General features: G+C 44.9%; 20 protein-coding genes. 3 read left to right on the top strand and 17 right to left on the bottom strand.

All coding sequences use genetic code 11. The features are described from left to right. Positions 1 to 35: 35 nt before the first annotated feature. From ACFQ21_RS01575 to ACFQ21_RS01505, 15 genes are all read right to left on the bottom strand, one after another. Entirely contained in the window at positions 36 to 3,110 is a 3,075-nt protein-coding gene (locus tag ACFQ21_RS01575; RefSeq protein ID WP_377573842.1) for a PQQ-dependent sugar dehydrogenase, read from the bottom strand. 402 nt (positions 3,111 to 3,512) lie between these two features. After that, positions 3,513 to 4,163: a ClpP family protease gene (locus tag ACFQ21_RS01570; protein ID WP_377573839.1), complete on the bottom strand. Its 651-nt coding sequence runs from the start codon at positions 4,161 to 4,163 to the stop codon at positions 3,513 to 3,515. 7 nt (positions 4,164 to 4,170) lie between these two features. Continuing rightward, the gene (locus tag ACFQ21_RS01565) at positions 4,171 to 4,437 is read right to left on the bottom strand and encodes a hypothetical protein (RefSeq protein ID WP_377573837.1); all 267 of its coding nucleotides are present in this window, start codon (positions 4,435 to 4,437) and stop codon (positions 4,171 to 4,173) included. After that, on the bottom strand, positions 4,418 to 4,981 hold the full coding sequence (locus ACFQ21_RS01560; protein WP_377573835.1) for an RNA polymerase sigma factor: 564 nt from the start codon (positions 4,979 to 4,981) through the stop codon (positions 4,418 to 4,420). The genes ACFQ21_RS01565 and ACFQ21_RS01560 overlap by 20 nt, the downstream gene beginning before the upstream one ends. 192 nt (positions 4,982 to 5,173) lie before the next feature. Beyond that, a complete protein-coding gene (locus ACFQ21_RS01555; RefSeq protein WP_377573833.1) occupies positions 5,174 to 5,965 on the bottom strand; it encodes a hypothetical protein in 792 nt (263 codons plus the stop codon). Beyond that, a complete protein-coding gene (locus ACFQ21_RS01550) occupies positions 5,962 to 6,453 on the bottom strand; it encodes a glycine-rich domain-containing protein (RefSeq protein WP_377573831.1) in 492 nt (163 codons plus the stop codon). Before ACFQ21_RS01550 ends, ACFQ21_RS01555 begins: the two co-directional genes overlap by 4 nt. 229 nt (positions 6,454 to 6,682) lie before the next feature. Next, on the bottom strand, positions 6,683 to 7,099 hold the full coding sequence (locus tag ACFQ21_RS01545; RefSeq protein WP_377573830.1) for an EamA family transporter: 417 nt from the start codon (positions 7,097 to 7,099) through the stop codon (positions 6,683 to 6,685). Positions 7,100 to 7,146: 47 nt separating this feature from the next. After that, positions 7,147 to 8,184, bottom strand: a complete 1,038-nt coding sequence (locus ACFQ21_RS01540) for a hypothetical protein (RefSeq protein WP_377573828.1) — start codon at positions 8,182 to 8,184, stop codon at positions 7,147 to 7,149. Positions 8,185 to 8,201: 17 nt separating this feature from the next. After that, on the bottom strand, positions 8,202 to 9,827 hold the full coding sequence (locus tag ACFQ21_RS01535) for an NAD(P)-binding protein (protein ID WP_377573826.1): 1,626 nt from the start codon (positions 9,825 to 9,827) through the stop codon (positions 8,202 to 8,204). After that, a complete protein-coding gene (locus ACFQ21_RS01530) occupies positions 9,824 to 11,350 on the bottom strand; it encodes a polyamine aminopropyltransferase (RefSeq protein WP_377573824.1) in 1,527 nt (508 codons plus the stop codon). Before ACFQ21_RS01530 ends, ACFQ21_RS01535 begins: the two co-directional genes overlap by 4 nt. A gap of 9 nt (positions 11,351 to 11,359) precedes the next feature. Further along, on the bottom strand, positions 11,360 to 11,566 hold the full coding sequence (locus ACFQ21_RS01525; protein ID WP_377573823.1) for a DUF350 domain-containing protein: 207 nt from the start codon (positions 11,564 to 11,566) through the stop codon (positions 11,360 to 11,362). Between the two features lie 14 nt (positions 11,567 to 11,580). Beyond that, positions 11,581 to 11,754 carry a hypothetical protein gene (locus ACFQ21_RS01520; RefSeq protein WP_377573821.1) on the bottom strand — a complete coding sequence of 58 codons (174 nt, stop codon included), beginning with the start codon at positions 11,752 to 11,754 and terminating at the stop codon, positions 11,581 to 11,583. Positions 11,755 to 11,763: 9 nt separating this feature from the next. Continuing rightward, a complete protein-coding gene (locus ACFQ21_RS01515) occupies positions 11,764 to 13,017 on the bottom strand; it encodes a DUF4178 domain-containing protein (protein WP_377573818.1) in 1,254 nt (417 codons plus the stop codon). Next, the gene (locus tag ACFQ21_RS01510; RefSeq protein ID WP_377573815.1) at positions 13,004 to 13,642 is read right to left on the bottom strand and encodes a hypothetical protein; all 639 of its coding nucleotides are present in this window, start codon (positions 13,640 to 13,642) and stop codon (positions 13,004 to 13,006) included. The genes ACFQ21_RS01515 and ACFQ21_RS01510 overlap by 14 nt, the downstream gene beginning before the upstream one ends. Positions 13,643 to 13,644: 2 nt before the next feature. After that, entirely contained in the window at positions 13,645 to 14,043 is a 399-nt protein-coding gene (locus tag ACFQ21_RS01505; protein WP_377573812.1) for an S-adenosylmethionine decarboxylase family protein, read from the bottom strand. Between the two features lie 237 nt (positions 14,044 to 14,280). Between ACFQ21_RS01505 and ACFQ21_RS01500 the strand changes: the two genes are divergently transcribed. From ACFQ21_RS01500 to ACFQ21_RS01490, 3 genes are all read left to right on the top strand, one after another. Then, the gene (locus ACFQ21_RS01500) at positions 14,281 to 14,883 is read left to right on the top strand and encodes a hypothetical protein (protein ID WP_377573809.1); all 603 of its coding nucleotides are present in this window, start codon (positions 14,281 to 14,283) and stop codon (positions 14,881 to 14,883) included. Positions 14,884 to 15,027: 144 nt separating this feature from the next. Beyond that, positions 15,028 to 15,954 (top strand): sensor histidine kinase, encoded by a 927-nt coding sequence (locus ACFQ21_RS01495; protein WP_377573807.1) that lies wholly within the window; start codon positions 15,028 to 15,030, stop codon positions 15,952 to 15,954. Then, positions 15,951 to 16,643 (top strand): LytR/AlgR family response regulator transcription factor, encoded by a 693-nt coding sequence (locus ACFQ21_RS01490; protein ID WP_377573804.1) that lies wholly within the window; start codon positions 15,951 to 15,953, stop codon positions 16,641 to 16,643. Before ACFQ21_RS01495 ends, ACFQ21_RS01490 begins: the two co-directional genes overlap by 4 nt. A gap of 184 nt (positions 16,644 to 16,827) precedes the next feature. Here ACFQ21_RS01490 and ACFQ21_RS01485 read toward each other — a convergent pair whose 3' ends face one another. Both ACFQ21_RS01485 and ACFQ21_RS01480 read right to left on the bottom strand, forming a co-directional pair. Then, positions 16,828 to 17,472, bottom strand: coding sequence for an SGNH/GDSL hydrolase family protein (locus ACFQ21_RS01485; protein WP_377573801.1), 645 nt, complete (start codon positions 17,470 to 17,472; stop codon positions 16,828 to 16,830). Between the two features lie 96 nt (positions 17,473 to 17,568). After that, positions 17,569 to 18,816: an MFS transporter gene (locus ACFQ21_RS01480; protein ID WP_377573798.1), complete on the bottom strand. Its 1,248-nt coding sequence runs from the start codon at positions 18,814 to 18,816 to the stop codon at positions 17,569 to 17,571. Positions 18,817 to 19,093 lie beyond the last annotated feature (277 nt).

The following is a 19,093-nucleotide window of genomic DNA, read 5'->3' as shown; positions in this document are numbered from 1 at the left end:
AGCATTGTTACTTCTTACTTCTTAATCCTTACTCCTCATTTCCTCACAATCACCGTCTCAAACTTCGTCCGCTTACCCTGCACCACACGCACCCGGTAAACACCATCAGGTATATCATCAATCGCGAACGTAACAATAGCATCAGCGTTTGGTATTGTTTTCACGGCACGACCATAAATATCAATCAATGTTACTTCGAAAGCGTCTTTGTTATCGGTGTCCGGAGCAATACTCAGTTCTTGTTTGGCAGGATTCGGATACACCTTGAACGAACAGTGACTTTGCCTGCCGGATTCATCTTCATTCACTGCGATCGCTGAAGCCTGAGTTGCACTACTGATCACCAGGTGATCGAGATTCGGACCGCTGCTGCCAATGGCGGTGGCGCGAATCAGGTTGGTACCGGCTATCAATGTTGCCGGTATAGATATAGTCGTCCAGGTAGTCCACGTGGTTGTGCGCGGAAATGTAAGCGAACTGTTTATCGTTGTACCATTCACGCTGATGGCCAGTGCGCGTGGCGTGTTGCCCATCGAATACCGGAAGGTAAGCGTATAATTACCGGCCATTGGTATAGCAGTTGACCACTGTACATAATCGTTTGATGCATTCTGATAATCTGCGAAACCGCTTCCGGTATAGCCTGCCTGGTTGTTCAATACAATCGCACCGGAGAGTGTTGCATTCTCGGCTTCCAAGGTAACAGGAGCGAAGGTTGTTGTCCGGAATAAGGCCGATGCCGGAATAACCTGTTTGGTTATACCCGGACCAGCATAACTTGCTGTGAGCACAGCAGAACCTTGTCGTTCGAAGAATGTAACGGTAAGGCTATGCTTGCCTCGCTTGAGTCCAATTGTTCCGGAGGCTTCTTGCGTTGCATGTAAACCATCGTTGTTAACGACCACCGTTGATCCTATTAATAACTGGCTGCCGTCATCCGAACTGGTATAAAAGGTATAGGTACCATCGGTAGGCACATCGATATACCCGGTATACCGGAAGGCATAATCGTCTTCGCGATTGCGCGGTGTAAGATTGATCGTAGTAAGATTGCCGGTCTCAACCGGAGTAAGCGCTGCAAAGTTCGGGAGTGCTGACCACACACCTTCATAGTATGCGTAAGCTATACCGGCTATCGTGTTTGCAGGATTGTCCGGTTCACGTAACGAACTGGTTCGGTACACAGCCGTATAGGTTATATCATCAATCGGGGTGGAGATAGTTTGCGTTGCACTGCCACCGTGTAACCACCGATCAAACTCGTATGTTATACCTCCGGAAGTTTGAGGCGACACTACACCAATGGTGCGTTGTATACCTTCAACACTCAGATCCGAAGTTGGTGTAGTAACCGGTTGGCCATCCAATGTTACTTGTAAACCAGTCGGTTGTGTTGCCAGGTTTATAGTAGACTTACGCGGAAGTATATCACGCTGTACGGTATCTTTCAATCCTTGTGAATCGGTAACGATCAGGTATAATCGATACCATACATTGTCTGCGACTTCACCACTCGCAGGTATGGTGAACGATCCGCTCTTTACACCTGATGCTATAGGAGGTCCATCGTGATGGTGTGTGTCATGATGGAAATGTACCAGCCAGGTAAAGGCACTTGCGGGCAATGTACCATCTTCTGCATCGGTAGCATCTCCGGAAAAATTGATTACATCACCACCACGGTATAGTGTACCGGCTGCTGGTGTTGTAAGAGTAGCAACGGGGGCTGCATTAAAGGTTGTAACCGTGAGCGTTGCTGAATTACTCGTAGCAGTGCCTGCTGCATTGTACACAATAACACGATATGAACCTGCATGTGAAGTTTGCGCACTGGCAATGGTATAGGTTGATGATGTAGCACCTGTAATATTTACATTGTTTCGCTGCCATTGATAGGTGAGAGGTGCAGTACCGGTAGCGGTAACCGAGAACGATGCGGGCTGTCCGGCAGATACCGTTACATTCGCAGGGTGTGTAACAATAGCCGGTGCTGTGTTGACAGTATATATAATTCTGAACAAAGCACCTGTACTTCTTTCGAGATAATATAGGTTTCCGTCATTGCCTACATCTATACTTAGCGCATCACCGCCTAGTCCGGTAGCGAATGGAAGCCGTGTAGCTGTTGATCCGGACAGACTCAGCATGTTGATCCAGCGGTTGCAAAGATCCTGGAAGAAATAGCGACCGGTATATTCTGCCGGGTAATTTGTAGTAGCAGGATTGAAGAATACGCCACCCGTGATGGCACAACCAAGTCCATCACCAGAGCCGTGCTGGTATGCATATACCGGATTGGTATAGGCGGGATTGGTGCTAGTACCTTCGGCAGCAGGCCATCCGAAATTCAATCCACCGGTTGTGGCATCATTGATCTCTTCCCACGTACCTTGTCCTACATCATTCACAAAGATTCTTCCTGTTCCAGGTTGTACATCGAACGTATAAGGGTTCCGCAGTCCATACGCCCAAACTCTTCTGCGTTGTTCAGACCCGGTGGTGTACGGATTACCTGTCGGTATAGATCCATCCGGATTGATGCGAAGTATTTTCCCATGGTAAGTATCCAGGTTCTGTGCGTGGGCCGAGTTTGCATTCTCGCCAATGGCAACATACAATAAACCGTTTTTGAAATGCATAGCCCCACCGTTGTGATTAGTAGCGCTGCTCAGCGGATCCAGGTTTAGTATAATAACTTCACTGCCGGGCACCACCACATCACCATTGCCGGTAAAGCGACTGATGCGATTCCGCGAACCATCGGGCAATGTATAATAAAGATATATATACTGATTGGTGGCGAAGTTGGGATGCAGTGCTATACCAATAAGACCGCGCTCACCACTTGAGTTTACGCTCAACTGAAGGAACGGTGTAGGGAGCAACGCACCATTCTTGATCACGCGAAGGGTTCCGTTTTGTTGGGCTACAAAGATTCGTCCATCAGGAGCGAAAGCCATTACGGTAGGATTGCTGATGCCATTGGCAACTTGTACACGGCTGAAACCGGCCGGGAACGTTTGGGCAAACACAGGTGTACGGAGTACACCAAGGAGCAGAAAAAAACAGAGTGCAGTTCTTTTTGCTAAAGTAGCGTTAAAGTTTTGCATGCAGATGCGTGTTTAAAAGTGTTATCATAAGCAGATATATAGTTGTAGAGAATCGTAAAGCAGTTATGCTGCAGATAGTGTATCCACAGTAAACCGTTGACTTTGTTTTTATTTTAATACTGCAATGGTTTCGATAACAATTCAGAAACATTCATTGTATACCGTGAAGAACTCCACGATTCACACGCACAAGAGCGGTATAGAATGGGTTGCTGTGGCCAGTGTAATAGCAAATGGCGTGTGATAGCCTAAATAATAGTGCCATCCTCCATAGATGAGAATCTGCCGTATACTGACGGGGAACCGATGGGAGGGGTAGAGAAAAGTAAGCAAAATGAAAGTAGTCACCCGGGCGGATGACTACAACTATATATATCTTTTTCGGAGCGCAAGTTTCAACGTCTATTCCGCTTTTTGAAAAAGCTTCACATCGATTTCCGGGTTGCTGAGTACAACCACATCGCTAATGTCGCCTAATACTTCATCGATGAGACCGAAGTCTTTTGCTTCGGGGGCGCTCATAAATTTGTCGCGTAAGAAGTACTCTTCAATCTCTTTCCAGGTATGTCCTGAATGTTTGCCCATTAAGTGAAAGAGCTGTGCCTGTATGCGCTCCTGTTCACGCGTAGCAATGCGTACATCTTCGGTATAGCCTTGTGCCCCGCCACCGGTTGGGTGCATGTGTATGGTAGCATGCGGCAATGCATACCGTTTACCTTTACAACCTGAGGTCAGCAAGGCGGTGCCCATACTGGCCGATACGCCTACGGCTACTGTTGAGACCGGTGCCTGTATCATTTGCATGGCATCGTATATGGCAAGCCCTGCATATACACTTCCTCCCGGACTGTTAATATATAGGCTGATCTGTCTTTTTTGATCAATGCTATTCAGGTAGAGCAGCTGTGCAACAATAACATTGGCGACAGCATCATTTATACCGGTGCCCAGAAAAATAATGCGTTCTTTCAACAGCAGACTATAAATGTCGTAAGCACGTTCGCCCCGCGCGCTGTTGTCGATCACCATCGGTATCATATTCGCTTGTATCATCTTTGCTTCATTTATATAGTTTAACAATTTCTTCTTTCCACTCTGCGTGCTGCGATTCATGGAAAAGTTTGTGCTGGACGTTCAGTGCCTGCTGTTTTATTTTTCTCCGGTGATATAGCTTTGTTAATGTGTATACTTTCTGCTGGACAGATACATTGCATCGCAGTAACGGACTCGTTAGCAGGCGCGCTTCAAACACAAGTCTTTCTTCCGGGGATAACTGACCCTGCAGGTATTTTTCCGTGAGCGCTATTTCATTCAATGAAGTCCTCATACGAAATGGATTTTTCTTTGATGGTATTTCTGATCTTTTCGATGCACTTGTATTTCTGAACGGTAGCGGAACGTCCCGTGCCAAAACCAAATTTGCCGGCCAATAGCTTCATGGATATTTTTTCATAATAGAAAGCCTGCAATAACTCCATGCATTTCTCTCCTGTCGTGGCCAGAAGTTTTAGTAGTTGTAGACTGTCTACTTCCGGAGTATAATCATTCGGAATTGTAATGGAAGCTTCTATCATATCCAGTGATACCTTCTTATGATCGTGTGTATACTTTCGCATCCACAGGTGTTTGGTTATACCGAGTATATAGGCTTCCGGTGATGTATACAGCGTGAAGTCAGCATCGTTTGATTTTTCATAATAGATTACGAGTGCATCCTGAAACAGATCGGATGCGTCATCCAGGGATCCGTTCATTTTGCGTACGAACCTGGCAACAACGGGAAAGGCTGTTATATAAAGTTCTTCAAACAGCTTATCGCGTTCTGCGTCAGAAAGTGTTTGGGTAATCTCATTGAGCATTACAGTTTCCATACAGTACGTTTTAATACCATGTGCAGAAAAATGAAAAGATATCACCTTTAAACCGGTGATTTTTTTATTCTCTTGTAAAGTTAGAGGATTATGAAAATATCCAATGAAACAACGTCAGCGTATGGAACGCAGGGGAGAAGAATAGATGTGATTGAGACAACGGTGTGTAACTGAGCGTGTAAGCCAGGCGATTTAGTCACCACCACCGCATCCGCCACAACCGGAGCAACCACTGTCTCCTGAGCTACAGCCACTGTCTGAACTGCAACTACTGGAGTGGCTGTGGCTATCAAAGGAAGACCAACATCCGGAAGAACTGGAGGTTGGCCAGTAAGTAGAGCATCCGCTGGTATCGGTGCTTGCTCTTCGATCAAATTCCTGCTGCAACTCTATTTCTATTTCTTTCGCTAGCGTTGTATCAAAAGATGCCAGCAGAAAGATGTTGCCACCAATGGATTTCAAATTGTCCAATATGCGCTGGTCTTTGTTCTCCCTGTACGCGGTAACAAGTTTTTCCAACGTTTCGAATTCAAAGTCAATGGCTGCCTTTGTAGATATACCACCGGATGTATACGAGAAACCACCGAATAGTCTTTGCAGCCAGTTTCGCTTAACGATGTCTTGCAGTGTATATGACTTAAGTATCATGGACACGTATCTTGTTTGTGAGCCTGCATTTTCGTAACCGATTCGTACAGCATTGTCAAAAAGTAATTTCAGTATATTGTTTTGAAGGAATGGCGAGAGGAAAACATGTTCGTGCGCCAGGCCGGTATATTCGTGAAATCTTTTTCCAATGCGTATATACCGGTACGTTTTAAAGGAATTCGGGAGATCTGTTTGCAGTTTCATTTCTTCGATTTCAAGCACTTGCTTGTACAAGAGATCCATCAAGGTATATTTCAACAGATCTTTCAGTGGCGCTGCTGGTCCGCTTCGGATGAGCAGTGTTTCCGCCGGGGTTAGTTTAGTTAATTGATTCATAGTATAAATGGTTTTTTGATAATCCAGTTTTTGTCAAGATTTATACGTTGATAATTGATTTCGCTAAATCGCTTTTGATTGACCGGCCATATATCAGCAGGTGGTGGTTCTTGGAATATAGCGGTATAGGTGTCCAATGTTTTGGTATACCAGTCGTTGAATTTCTCGCCTTCCTGTTTGCCTCCTTTTGTAGGACCGTGATGAACTTCACGCTTCAGTACGGTAGCGCAAAATTCTTTCCAGTACGAGTATGTATATAGCAGGTGTAAGTGCCATACCTGGTCAACCTGATCGGAAGGAGTGAGCGGATATCCTGCCACACAAATGAGGAACATGAATTTCTTATACTCCTCAATGGTGCGCAAGGTATATTCCAGTGTCCATCCGTTTTCGCGCGCCAGTCTGCTGCTAAACGGAAACGCGGATTCAGGATCGTCCAATTCAAACGCCCGTACTTTTAGCCAGAGCGCCCGTTGTTCTTCCGTCATAGTATAATTACAGATTTTTTTGATTTATAGTCCGGGGAGAAGATTTCCGGTATGTCGCGATGTGAAACAATGAAGCGTGAAACAGTAACGATTGGCGTGAAACCTGGATTTGTTTGCTTGCTGAGGTTGTTTGTGTTTTTGGTATCAGATATATACTTGTTTACAATAGTATAAACGTCATTTCTTCCGCCTGGTTTCTGCCGAAAACGATGTACTGTAAAATATTTTTTTAGGAGATAACCAGTAGTACACCGCAGATAATAAATATAGCACCCAATGCGGTTTTTAGGGTAAGCGATTCATTCAGGAATAGTACCGAAAGAATAATCGTAAGGGCTACGCTTAATTTATCCACCGGTGCAACCTGTGATACCTTTCCCAATTGCAATGCTTTGAAATAAAACAACCACGATAAACCGGTTGCAATACCGGAGAGAACAATGAAAATGATGTTGTTTTTGTTAAGTGAACTGGTGAGTAAAACAACATTTCCTTTGAGGAATACAAGGGGCCATGTAATTACCATGATGACCAGTGTACGTGTAGCGGTTGCCAGATCGGAGTCAACGTCTTTTATACCAACTTTGGCAAAAATGGCTGTGAGCGAAGCAAACAACGCTGACAGCAGTGCATAGATCCACCACATATATAGTGTATTAGTTTATATACAAGGTACAAAGACGATGTGAAAGATCAGATCCTTGCCTGCGAATCTTTGGAGAAGCGCCAGATGAATCCATCCAGAACGTAGTGGGTAATCTGCGGCAAGACCAACAAGGGTACAATCACCGAGAGTATAAAAGGATTGTCTAAGGGGTCATGCGCTGTAAAGAATGGAAATATATCCGGATGATCTTTCCACACCAGGATGTCCCACAAAGTCTCTTCGAAATAGGCGAGACCCAGCAATATAGTCATGAAGATGGCGATACCCTTCCAGCCAAATGAAAAGCCCGGAGCTTTCTTTTCTCCGTGAATCCAGATCAAACCCATATAGGGTATACCGTGCGCCACCACGTTGAGCAATGTAAAAATCAGGTCCCCCTGAAAGGTGATGATGCCAACGTACCACGACAAGTATGTACCCAGCATGATCATATTCTTAGGTATATTCAGTAATTTGTTCTGATAACTAACCCACGCTTCTTTGAGCATATAGAAAACGATGATTACTATAAATATACCCTGAACTATATCTGAGGCAATAATGGATTTCAGGGCCACAAAATCACCCTGCACAAACCAGCTCAATTTGGATGTGAGGTGCAGGTGCCAGTATAAAAGCGGGTATAGCGTAGCATTGTAGATGGCCACCGTATCAATGGTTCGAAATAATTTTGAGGCTGCTTCTTTGCGAGAGTATAATCGTATAAAGCCGTATTGCTGCCGCACAAAATGGAACGCTGCTACATAAGCGAGTATTCTCCAGAACAACATGGAGTCGTAGAAGTGTAGGCCCGCGCCTATCAAGAATGCTGTTACCGGTATCGTGATCAACAGACTTTTATACTTTACGAAAGTAGGCTTGTCCCAATAAAAGCGGAATAAGGTGCTATATACGTGGCTCACGTCAATGCACAACACGAGGAGTACCCACCAGAAGCTGGAGACCTCGTGACTTATAAAGTAATCCTGAAATATAAAAATGGCAACCACGGGCAGGAGCGAAGGGGCCAGTATCAAGCCAATCTCTTTCTGCGGATCGCTAAGCCACGGTTGCTTCGTTGTCATATACCTATATTAATCGGTTATGAAATTTTAAACAGGTCACGCTCCAATATCCTGCGAATGGCCGTATGGCCGCGGTAAAATGCCTCTTCGAAGATTGAGACACCACTCATGTCGGAATGTGCAAAGTATATTTTATCTTCTACAGGTACAGCTGCTTGCAGGCGTGTTTCTCCAGTTATAAAGCCGGGGGAAGGTTTAATCATGCCGTGTCCCCATACCCACGCGTCAAACTGCTTGATATAATGCTCAATGTCCTTGTGCGGTCTACGAAGGTCTTGCAGCGTTGTAGTTTTCCAATCCTCTATGGTGGCACGATAGGCTTGTTCGCGAAGCTTTTTAATATCACTACCCAATAGCGGCTTGTAATACGTTACAACGTTCTGGTTACCGTGAAATCCGATCTGCTGATGTGTAGCGTTCACATAACCGAGTGAATCACTTCCGTAAATTACATTGTCCCAGCAAAGTTTTTCGCCTTTGCGTTCTTCCAGTGTAGCATCGAGCGTGATGTTGGCTACCATCCATGGTGCGTATTGAAACGCAGTGTAATCGAGCGCGCGGTTCAACGAAGGTTTCAACAACCGTTGATTGATGAACTGCGGTGTTGCCAGCACAGCAGCATGAGCTGTGATTTGTTTCGTCTTGTTTGTGGCAGCATCAAAATATAGCACCGATACGCCCGTGGCTGTTGTCTCAACCGAATATACCAGTGTATTGTTTTTTATTTGAGACACTACATCTTTTCGTAATTGTTTTACAAGCCAGTAATTTCCTTCGGGCCAGGTGAGCATCGTGTCGGAAGATGCGTTTGCAGCTTTGCCTTTTCGCGAAGCAAAGTAATGAATGCCGGCCCATGCCGATGTGTCGGCTAATGACGAACCAAAGTCATCGGCACAACAGTAATTTACGTACCAGCGCAAATATGGTGAAGTAAATTTGTTCTGTGCGAGAAACTCCTCCATGGAAATGGAATCCAGCACGCGGTACTTTTTATCCTGTGATGAATGATCAACCGGTATGGCAAATGCTTCCCGGCCATCACTACCTCGCTGATCTTTATAGTCATGCATCAGTGCAAGGAAGCGTTCAATTTCCTGGCGATCTTTCTCCGGTACGCCTTCGCGCGGTGTCAGACCTTCCTGCCAGAAGTTATTGATATATAGTCTTTCTTTCGGATCAAAACAGAGATGATATTCATTGTATACCGGCAGCCCGTTTTCAAAGCCGGTTATAACATTGGCTTTCTGCAGAAAAGCAATGAGCTCCGGATCGTTGTTGCCCGGCAGTGGCAAATAGTGCGCACCCCATGGATAAGCAGATATAGCATTGCTTCCGGCCATGGCGTTGCCACCGGTATCATTATCCAGTTCAAGCAAAATAAAATTACCGGTATACTTTTTCAGATAACGCGCTGCGGATAGTCCGGATATACCACCGCCAATAATTACAACGTCTGCGCTACTGCTTTCGGATGGTGCATCAAATTTACCGGTGCGCAGCATATGTCCTAACTGTGCGTTAGGACCAACGAGGTTTGACGGGTATGCGGAAGGTGTAGTGCAGGATTGCAGTGCTGATAACAACAGCGATGAACCGGCTGCTGCCTGCATGGAATGCTTTACAAATTTTCTGCGCGAGATCATCGTGTATAATCAGCCCATTCTTTTTCAAAGGTATTCACCAGCACCTGATTGTTCAGCGTGTTGTACGGACTTTCTGCCACACGCATGTCCGGAGGAAAATTTTCCATCTGCCTGATGGTTTCCTCATTCACAAAGCGAAGGTCTTTTGGAAGATTGAAGTGTTGTGACAGACTTTCTTTATATCCCAATACAAATCCCCATTCTCCGAAGGAAGGAACATAGCAATGGTAGGGCGTTGTCAGAAAACCGCTTTGACGCAAGGTACGATCAATGATCCAGAAAGAGTTTTTAGCAACAAAAGGTGATGTCGATTGAATGACGAGACAACCTTGTGGCGCCAGTATACGGTAAAGTTCTTTATAGAAAGAGACGGTATATAGTTTGCCGAGCGAGTAATTGGATGGATCCGGAAAATCCACCACGATAAAATCAAATGTTTTTTGATGTTCGCGAATCCACACAAAGGCATCGGTGTTGATCACGCGTACCTTCGGTGATGTGAGAGCGTGGTGGTTGAGTTTCATCAACGCACTGTTCGATTGAAACAGGTCGGTCATAACTTTGTCCAGATCGACCAGCGTAATAGTCTCCACCGAAGTATATTTGAGTATTTCCCGCACCGCCATACCATCACCACCTCCCAGCACAAGCACATGTTTGGGGGCTTTCATTTGAGCAAGTCCCGGGTGAACCAGCGCTTCATGATAGCGATATTCATCCGCAGAACTGAACTGTAAATTTCCATTCAGAAATAAACGCCAGTCCATCACACTGCGGGTTAATACAATGCGCTGGTAAGGGCTTGACCGCGCATATACCACTTTGTCAGGATACGTAAGTGATTCGGCAAGTGCTGTTAATTTTTCAGAGAGTATAAATCCGGATGCGAGCAGGAGCAGACACACAATCGCAGACCATTTCAACCGGTGATAACTTCTGATCTCGTTCCTGAATTTATAGGCAACGATCCACGCGACAACAACATTCAGAAACCCGAAGAAGAAAGATGTGCGCAATAGTCCGAGATAGGGTATAAATAATAGCGGAAACAGGAGCGAAGCAAACAACGCACCGATATAGTCGAAGGTAAAGATCCGTGAAACGAGATCGCTGAATTCAATGCGGTCTTTCAGAATACGCATGAGCAACGGTAATTCCAATCCTACGAGTGTACCGGTAAGAATCACGAGGGTATATAGAATTACCCTGAAATATACTACCTGTTCAAACAGTATAAAGAGTATACCGGCACTGAATCCGCCCACCATCCCCACGAGCAGTTCGATGCTGATAAACCAGCTCAGTAAATTTGATTTCAGGAATCGCGAGAGGTACGATCCGATACCCATAGCAAACAGGTATGTACCAATAATGGTGGAGAACTGGGTAACGGAATCTCCCAACAGGTAGCTGGCCAATGTACCGGCTACCAGTTCATAGATCAATCCGCAGGTGGCTACTGCAAATACAGATATGAGCAGTAACCATTGAAAACTGCCGGCTTTACTTTCCTGTTTGTACATGAATACAGATTAGCTATGAATAGCCGAGCCTATAATAATTCCCATAGCAATCATAAAGGCACCGGCAACAATAGCGAGTGCTATATTGTTCTTCTCGATGATCTCTTTCCAGAGGTTTTCCGGTGTGATCTTTTCAAAGATCCAGAAGCATATACCGAGTATAATAATGCCGACCAGTGAAAAGACGATCGATGCGAGTACATATTTCCATTCCATAGTATGTTGTTGGTTTATTTGTGGTAAAAGTATCCTCTGGCGTGGCCACGTGTGGCGCTTTTTTCATGTGTGGTTTTGGTAGCGTTTAACCAACGCCAGCCAATCATGTTCGAGTAAATATAAAAACCGATTACTACGGCAGAGAAGCCGAGGTAATATTTAAGTCCTTTCAGTTCGTCCCAACGCATAGGCGTAAATTATTCTTCAGTTGCATAAGGTGAATAGTCGCTGTCTTCCCAGCGTTTTGCTTCGAGCATATATTTGCGAATAAAAAATACAGCAGGGAAGATCGCGAGCAATACCAGGATAACAATAAAGTTCGACAGGGATGAAACATCGCGCACCACCCTGATCGAAAAGGATTGATACGACACGCTGAACTCAGGGTATATATTGATGTGGTAACGTCCTTCCGGAATTTCGGATAAAAACGCTTCGCCACGGGTGGAGCCTTCGCTCCACGATTCTCCATCTTCATACCCCGAATAGTATTCTATATCTTTTGAAAAGTTATACTCGGTACCTGTTGTTTCATTGATGAGCGCAAAGTCTGCATAGAACCAGTCGTTTACCAATGGAGCATAAATATCCATGGCAACGCTTTTGGTTCCTCCTTTTAAGTCAAATGAAGATGATACAAAGAACTTCTGATCTTTCAGTTCGCTCTGGTTGAATGTGCCACTGAAAACTACTTCTTCCTTGGCGCTACTGTTAAAGTAAAACTGAAGTGCAATAATCACTAGCAAAATAGCAAGCGATGCCTTGATCAGCGTTCCTTCTTTAAATGAAGTAACCACCGGCTGCGTGTAACCACGTCCTTCTTTTTTCGGAAGTCGGCTCACCGGTATATTAAATGCCTGGGCTACTTCCTGCGGTGAGCAATATTCTCCCTTACACCACAGAAGACTATCACCGTTTTTTTCAAGTGTAGTCATGTAAGGCGGAGCTATATATTCGTGGTTCGTTGTTGATGCGGTAAGGTCTACCACATCAAAGAAAAACTCTCCGCGTGCATAGATTACATCGGCGCTATACTTCTGATATAGTCGATAGAAGCTTTCCTCATAGTAAAATTCCATGTCGGGGTTGTCCTTGGGACCAACTTCGACAGGCCATACGAAATTCCAGTTGCCGCTATACTCCGACAGGAAAGCATATCCGTGCATTGGGTTGAAGAGCAGGTACTCGCGCCATTTGTAATGGTATTTGCTTTCCTGTTTTACCACGAAGCCCATTACTTCATAGACAACGCCATCAAATTTACCTTTGGCTCCAATCGGTATAGCGGGTTCATCTTTATAGCCAAATATATTCCGGTCGGTATTCCACTTACCTAAACGCACATAGTATTGACACGAGCTGCAGGTCATGGCGAGTGTCATGGCTTTGCCGCGAACCGTATTAACCGTGCCGCAATTGAGACAGGTTATTGTATAGTTACTTCCACTCATCCCAGGTAAGTATATTTTTGAGATTAAGTTCTTCCAGTGTTACTTTTTGTCCGGAAAGAACGTGTCTGTTATTTTTTTTGATCGTGAAGAACGCAGTCTGTCCGCTGCCGTTGCTGGCCTGAATAAGGAAGAAGCCCGGATAGAATAAATTCCACGGCCCGATCTCCCCGGTATAGCTTATGCCTTCACATTTCTCTACATACTCACCTCGCAGCGTAACGTTGTTGGCGAGAATGACTTTCTTGCCGGCATGCAGTTGTGAAAGATCATTTTTCACCTCTGTCCAGGATGCTGTAAACAGCGCGAAGCTTCCAAAAGACTCTGCAATCCAGAGGCACTTTCCGCCATCGCAGGTAGTACACCAGAAATTTTTGTAGTCGTTGCGTAGCTGAAGGCGTAATCTCCCGATAACGGTGAAATTATACTCCTTATACACTCCGGTGGTTCCGATCTGCAGGAAACTCCAGTCATCCGGAATGTGTGCGGCCTTTGGCTTCTCTGAATCAGCCACGTTATCAGCCACAATTTCATTGCATACCTGGCAAATGACCAGCGTGGCATCATTCAGTTGTACCTTATGAGCCGTGCTGCAACCCGGACAATTATAAACTGTATTTTGTTTCACGGTTAGCGGTTGATGATTTGTTCGAACAGGATATCGGCATGAAAGAAATTACAAACGGCTTTGTATAGCCCTTCCGTTGTAGCGCGATTGTCTCTGAGGAAATTGGACAGGAAAACATCAAACGTTATGTAATTCTGTTCCGGCCAGGTGTGGATGGAAAGATGAGACTCGGTGAGACAAACCACACCGGTAAAGCCACCGCCAGGAAAGTTATGATATACTTCTCCAACCTTGCTCAGTTGGAAAGCTTCTATCTGATCGTTGATAAAATTTTGAAAAGCATGATAGTCGCCCAGCTTGGCGATGTCGGGAACGGAAAAGTTCGCAACAATGTGTAAGCCGGGTATAGACGTTTGTGTCATAGCCGGAGTCTTCACAGGTACAGAATAGGGAGTGTTCAAGTGAACAACGTTTTGGTAAGGTTACTAATTTTTTCGGAACTGTTCAAATTATACGCCAATCCCGTAAGGGGTTGATACTCTTGAGGCTTGAGACTTGTGTTTTCCGGAATATAGACACTTCATTCCCAGCCCATTTACGCAGACAGTGTTTGACGACAGCAGGCTTGTGTTCATCGAAAAAATTTTAGCAGCCCCGTACGGTAACCCAATTTTCCGGTACATTAAATTTAAACAACTATGAAAAACAAAATTTCTTTCAGTATTATTCTTTTAGGATTGTTCATGGGAGGATGTATTGTGAAATCGCTGCACCCGTTTTACAAAGAGAGTGATGTGTTCTTTAAGGAAGAACTGGTGGGCGCATGGCGCGACCAGAAAAATGGTAAATGGCAGATACTTCCGTTTGAAAAAAAGAACGCGTATGCCATAACGCTTACGTCTGAAGAAGGTGTGGCGGCAACTTTTATCGCACATCTCTTTTCGCTGAACAACAGTATATATCTTGATTTTATTCCGGAAGAGCAGGAGGGAAAACAAGTCGATCTGTTTGCGCTTCACCTCATACCTTCGCATTCGCTGGCGCGGATACATATTACCGATAGCAAACATCTTATCATCGAATGGCTTAACGAAGAATGGCTGGCAGAGCTGTTTGAACAGAACAAGATCCGGATACAGCACGAAGTTGTTTACGATGGTGAGGTAAAGGATGAAAACAAGATGTATATTCTCACGGCTTCCACCGATGAATTGCAAAAGTTTATTCTGAAGTATGGAGACGATCCAAATGCCTTTACGGGGAAATCGGAAGTAGTGATGAATCTTAACCGACTGTACTAGATGGCCACAACGATCATGAGAATTGTCCGGAGCACATTGCTACAACATTTTTTGTTCTGGATAATTTGCTTTTATATTTTACTTCAGCTGTTTGCCAGCTCCAGCCGGTTGCTCCCGATCGACTATATATATACCATTATCTTCATGATCACACTAATGCTGCCGGTATATATCAATTTACTGTTGTGGATGCCCCGGTACCTGCAACAGGGGAAATATATAGGCTATGGTGCACTGGTGCTGGCAACGCTGGGGATGGGCACATACTTCAATTTGATATTGTTTGATAAACTGATCGACTATGTATTGCCGGGATATTATTTTATTTCCTATTACGAATTTACCGACCTGCTTAAATTCTTTGTGACCTTAATAACCGCTACTTCATTGTTGAAGTTGTCCAAAGAATGGATTCAATTAAATGAGACGAAAGAACGCATGCAGCAGCTTGAAAAAGAGAAACTCACAGCCGAGTTGCGTGCGTTGATGAACCAGGTAAATCCTCATTTTCTTTTTAACAGTCTTACGGTGCTATATTCACTCGCACTTCGAAAGGCAACTGAAACTCCGGAGGCGATCATTAAGCTATCGGATATACTGCGTTATGTTATTTATGAATCGAATGCCCTGTACGTGCCGGTGCGATCCGAGGTGAAAGTTCTGCACGACTATATTCATTTGCAACGCTATCGCATCGGGTCGGAAGCGGCTATAACTTTTGACGTTGCGTTGGAAGAAGATGTGTCGATCGCGCCTATGATCTTGTTGCAGCTTGTAGAAAATAGTTTTAAGCACGGTATAAAAGGTGATACCGGTAATACATTTATTAACATGCATTTGAAAGCCGATCGCCACCAGGTCGATTTTAAGATCGAGAATAACAAAGGCCAAGGGGAGGAGTTTGATAAGAACCAGGTAAAAGGTATAGGCTTGCATAATATACGCGAACGCGTGCGACTGCTCTATGGTGATCGTGGTATATTTGATGTAACGGAAACCGGGAATATATTCCGGGTACATTTGCGCATTCGTCCGGAGGAGATAACCAAACCATTTGCTGACCGAAGATGAAGATTACATGCATGATCGTGGAGGATGAGCCGGCCTCGCAGGACATTCTGAAACATTATATAGCTGATGTCCCAGACCTGGTTTTAACCCATGTATGCAGCCATGCGCTGAATGCGAATGACGTATTGGCAAAAGAACCGGTGCAGGTTATGTTCCTGGATGTAAACATGCCGAAGCTCTCCGGTATAAATTTCTACAAGAGTCTCCAGCGGCCCCCACTGGTAATTTTTACAACGGCCTATCCCGAGTACGCTATAGAAGGCTTTGAAGTAGATGCTGTGGATTACCTGGTGAAGCCGTTTCCGTTTGAGCGATTCCTGCGGGCCGTTAATAAACTTCGCGATAAATTACAGGCAGCGGCCCCCCCGGTTTCCTGCAACTATATCATGCTGAATGCTGACAAGAAACTGTACAAGGTAAAACACCGCGACATACTTGTTGTAGAAGCCTTTGGTGACTACGTGAAAATACATTTGCCCGGCCGGGTAATTATTGTGCACGAAACGATGCAAAGTATGCAACAGCAATTGCCGGAACAATTGTTTGCAAGAGTACACAAATCATTTATTATCGCCCTCGATCATTTTCAATATATAGATGGCAATACGGTGATGGTGGCATCTAGAAGTATACCGATTGGACAGATTTATAGGAGTGATTTTTTGAAGCGCATCCAGAGGAGCCTCTAGGTGCGAGCTGCGAGCTTGTGGTAATTTGATGCCGCGGTTATCTCTCACATGGCGGTTGTAAAATCCATTGCGCAGAGGGCACGGCGAAGCTGCGAAGAGTCACAAAGTATATTTCTCTGTGTAACGCTGAATTTTCTTGAGTCTTCGTGTTTCTGGATTTTGGTTAACGATTACCGATTACCGATTACCGAATAACCCCAAGCATTCGCTCCACCCACGCACGATACATCTTCCCTGATGGATGCAGTCCATCGGTTGCCACAAGGTCGTGGTCTGTGAGGCCTTTGCGGGAGATATCGGTGATGTATATATACTTTACTCCCAGCTTTTGTGCGACCGATTTGTTTATGGCATTGTAGGCATCTATACCGGTGCTGATCACATTTTGTTTTTCTTTGCCGAAGGGTGTATAGCCGTAGTCGGGTATGGAGACAACGAATACGCGTGACTTGTCGCCTTGTGCCAACGCTATGGCTGTGCGTAACAGTTCTTCAAATTCCGGGGCATAGCTTTCTGCAGATTTACCCTGGTAATAATTGTTTACACCAATGAGTAATGAGACTAATGTATATTCGGGTTTGAGCCTGGCTTTTTCAATGGCGTGTTTCAGGTCATCAGTGCGCCAGCCGGTGGTTGCAACGATCTGTGGTTCGGAGCAATCTATACCTTTCGCACGTAATGCATGAGCCAGTTGCACGGGCCAGCGTTCATTTACGGCTACACTTTCACCAATGGTATAGGAATCGCCCAGCGCCAGAAACTTTATGGTTCCATGTTGTGCCATACCTTGTGTTGACAGGAATATGAATATCACGATAAACTTTCTCATACTCAAGGGATATACGGATGTCTCCGTTGCTAAACGTATAAAAAAGAAAGAGGATGACATAGCCATCCTCTTTCAATATGTTGAAGCGCCTTTGCGTTAGGCAGCAGCGGCAGCAGTTTTCTTTCGGTTCTTCATATAGATCACCAATCCGGTAAAGGCTACCACGAGCATGATTGGTATGATCAGCGTAACGTTAATGATTTCAGGACCGGCAGCACGTTTCGCTTCTTCAATAAGTGCAGTCTTTTCAGTTTCTGATATACCTGCAGGAAGTTTGCTTTCAACAAGTTCCTGGTAGTATCCACCCATAAAGATCAGGTATACGGATACGGCAAACATACCTGCACCACCCATAAAGTTAAGGCCTACAGCACCAGTCTTCGGAAGGTTCTCTGCCACGAAGCCAATCATGGTTGGCCAGAAGTAGCAAACGCCCATACCAAAAACAAGCGCGCCTACGAAGATCATATTACCGGTGCTGTGACCAAGTAAATATAGTCCTGCTACTGAAAGTACAGCCGAGATCAGCAATACACCCTGAGGAGAGAATCGGTGTACAACGGGTTCTGCGAGACCGCGTCCTACCACCATGACACCGGTTGTAAGCGTGAGTATCAATATAGCATTGTCCGTTACACTCTTCAGCAAAACATCGATCCACTGACCGGTAAACAATTCCGTGATTGCCGTACCAAACATACAGATGATCATGAAAAGGAAGAGCGGTGTAAATACAGCTTTATACATATCACCGGTTGATACACCGGAAGCAACGCGCTCCGTTACCGGGAATTTCAGGCGTGAGAAAAAGAAACCATAGAGCAACGTAGGTATAATCATAGTCGCTACCTGTATCTGCCATCCTAAACCGATTTTGTTAAAGAAGAACACAATCAGTGTACCGATAACAATACCGCCCGGGAACCACAAGTGGAAGTGATTGAGTTTGGTTGTTTTGTTCTCGGAGTAAATAGTCGCCACGAGTGGGTTACACGCAGCTTCTACGGTACCGTTCGCTATACCGATCAACAGCGTTGAAAGGAACAATGACCAGTAACCTGTTGCAAAAATGGTGAGTACTATACCGAGTAAGTGAAATACGAACGCGATCAGCAGCAAGCGCTTCATACCGATTACGTCCACCACCATTCCTCCGATGATTACCGCCAGCGGGAATCCCCAGAATGCTGTTGCTGTAATAACCCCTAATTGTGCACCATCCAGGTTGAAGATTTTGCCGAGTTCACCAAGAATACCTGCCCGGATACCGAAAGACAGTGATGTTACCAGCAATGCGAGACAGCTTGCCCAAAAGAGCCGAGAGCGATCTATAGATTGTTCCATGTAGAATAGGTTTAAGTTTCGAAGCCATGAATATGAATGGAAATTTTTTCTCCTGCAACACTAATCACACCAGGAAAAAATATTTTACATCGATTGCAATGTACAATAAATCTGGTAATCTTATGGTCGTAATGACTATAATATGCGCCTGGGCCTGTACTTCTTTTACTTGTCGGAGGTGCTTGCCTGCTCACAGAAAAATCCGGTACTCCCGCTTATAGAAACCCGGAACTCTCTGTTGAAGAGCACGCTAAAGTTTTTTTAAGTCGCATGACGC

The organism is Ohtaekwangia kribbensis (assembly GCF_042676245.1).
GTDB classification, from domain to species: domain Bacteria; phylum Bacteroidota; class Bacteroidia; order Cytophagales; family Cyclobacteriaceae; genus Ohtaekwangia; species Ohtaekwangia kribbensis.
This window is presented reverse-complemented; position numbering and strand designations above follow the sequence as displayed.

Bases quoted from the DNA above. Each gene is read 5' to 3' on its own strand.
- ACFQ21_RS01575 (WP_377573842.1), bottom strand. From the start codon at position 3,110: ATGCAAAACTTTAACGCTACTTTAGCAAAAAGAACTGCACTCTGTTTT.
- ACFQ21_RS01570 (WP_377573839.1), bottom strand. From the start codon at position 4,163: ATGATACAAGCGAATATGATACCGATGGTGATCGACAACAGCGCGCGG.
- ACFQ21_RS01565 (WP_377573837.1), bottom strand. From the start codon at position 4,437: ATGAGGACTTCATTGAATGAAATAGCGCTCACGGAAAAATACCTGCAG.
- ACFQ21_RS01560 (WP_377573835.1), bottom strand. From the start codon at position 4,981: ATGGAAACTGTAATGCTCAATGAGATTACCCAAACACTTTCTGACGCA.
- ACFQ21_RS01555 (WP_377573833.1), bottom strand. From the start codon at position 5,965: ATGAATCAATTAACTAAACTAACCCCGGCGGAAACACTGCTCATCCGA.
- ACFQ21_RS01550 (WP_377573831.1), bottom strand. From the start codon at position 6,453: ATGACGGAAGAACAACGGGCGCTCTGGCTAAAAGTACGGGCGTTTGAA.
- ACFQ21_RS01545 (WP_377573830.1), bottom strand. From the start codon at position 7,099: ATGTGGTGGATCTATGCACTGCTGTCAGCGTTGTTTGCTTCGCTCACA.
- ACFQ21_RS01540 (WP_377573828.1), bottom strand. From the start codon at position 8,184: ATGACAACGAAGCAACCGTGGCTTAGCGATCCGCAGAAAGAGATTGGC.
- ACFQ21_RS01535 (WP_377573826.1), bottom strand. From the start codon at position 9,827: ATGATCTCGCGCAGAAAATTTGTAAAGCATTCCATGCAGGCAGCAGCC.
- ACFQ21_RS01530 (WP_377573824.1), bottom strand. From the start codon at position 11,350: ATGTACAAACAGGAAAGTAAAGCCGGCAGTTTTCAATGGTTACTGCTC.
- ACFQ21_RS01525 (WP_377573823.1), bottom strand. From the start codon at position 11,566: ATGGAATGGAAATATGTACTCGCATCGATCGTCTTTTCACTGGTCGGC.
- ACFQ21_RS01520 (WP_377573821.1), bottom strand. From the start codon at position 11,754: ATGCGTTGGGACGAACTGAAAGGACTTAAATATTACCTCGGCTTCTCT.
- ACFQ21_RS01515 (WP_377573818.1), bottom strand. From the start codon at position 13,017: ATGAGTGGAAGTAACTATACAATAACCTGTCTCAATTGCGGCACGGTT.
- ACFQ21_RS01500 (WP_377573809.1), top strand. From the start codon at position 14,281: ATGAAAAACAAAATTTCTTTCAGTATTATTCTTTTAGGATTGTTCATG.
- ACFQ21_RS01495 (WP_377573807.1), top strand. From the start codon at position 15,028: ATGATCACACTAATGCTGCCGGTATATATCAATTTACTGTTGTGGATG.
- ACFQ21_RS01490 (WP_377573804.1), top strand. From the start codon at position 15,951: ATGAAGATTACATGCATGATCGTGGAGGATGAGCCGGCCTCGCAGGAC.
- ACFQ21_RS01485 (WP_377573801.1), bottom strand. From the start codon at position 17,472: ATGAGAAAGTTTATCGTGATATTCATATTCCTGTCAACACAAGGTATG.
- ACFQ21_RS01480 (WP_377573798.1), bottom strand. From the start codon at position 18,816: ATGGAACAATCTATAGATCGCTCTCGGCTCTTTTGGGCAAGCTGTCTC.